At 50.2% G+C, this 1,046-nt stretch carries 1 protein-coding gene; it reads left to right on the forward strand.

Going from position 1 to position 1,046, the window contains the following annotated elements; genetic code table 11:
- Nucleotides 1–387: 387 nt before the first annotated feature.
- Nucleotides 388–1,046: hypothetical protein (locus ACVCAM_RS26415; protein ID WP_000078540.1), on the forward strand; the 659-nt coding region annotated here is incomplete at its 3' end.

Consider the following 1,046-nt stretch of genomic DNA (forward strand, 5'->3'; position numbering starts at 1 on the left):
ACGGTCACGTATACTTACTGGATGGATTGACCAAACTCCATATTTGCAAGATTTGCGGAACCTGTGAGCGCCGAAACGGACAATATTGGTGGGCTGGTAAGTGGAGTAAGACAGAGCCGCCGTGCGGCCTCAATACGGAGGAACAGCGGGACTGGCATAACAATGCAAACCCCGACAACGAAGACGAACCATAACCGGCTGCAGGGCGGTAAATAATTCCTTGACGCTAAAAAACACAAAGTACAAACCGCATAAAATCCTCGCAGCTTTTGTGTTCCCTTGAGGGTACTTTTGACAATTTAACTTCTTGCTTTAGCGCGGTTGGGAACATCAATAGCCAGTAAGGGGCCGCAATCGCGGCCTTTTTGCTTTCTGGAGGATAGAAAATTGAGTCAAAAAATAGCTGTTTTCAGTCTCTCAACATCAAACCCGCTCTATGTCACTGCCATCTATGACGATGACAACAACCTGATAATGAGCATCCCGAAATCACTCCCCAACTCATTAAAACAACAACGAGTAAAGGTGATCCCCGCCATCGAGAAGCTGCTTAAAGCTGACTTTAAGGTGCTGGTGGATGAAACCAGTGGGACCATTGCTAGTGAAAGCGGCGCTCACCATGTTTCACTGAAGACGCGACATACAGACTCGCGCGCAGCCGTTCTCGTCGGCATCGAGCGCTACAACGAATTGCGCCTCCAGAAAGCCATTTCTCTTCCTGAGAAAAACCCCGGCGCATATGAGATCCCGTCTTCTATCGTGGACATTGATTACAACGCCGCCGGTGACGAGGTGTATCACATCAACTGGCAGGATATTCGACCTGAGCATCTGCTCACGATCATGTGCTGTTTTGCCACGGTATACCATCCTGTCACCTCAGCTGCGTACATCAAAGCCATGACCGGCGGCAGCGAAGAACGCGAGCAGCACCCGCTATTACGCGTTTTCGGGAACCTCATTAAGCATCAGGAAGTGACCAGCGCAAGCGCAGTTCCGCCATCGCTAACCGGGCAGCGGATCAGTGATAACGAGGTCATTCTATG

It is taken from the genome of Enterobacter sp. CFEC122 (assembly GCF_052983755.1).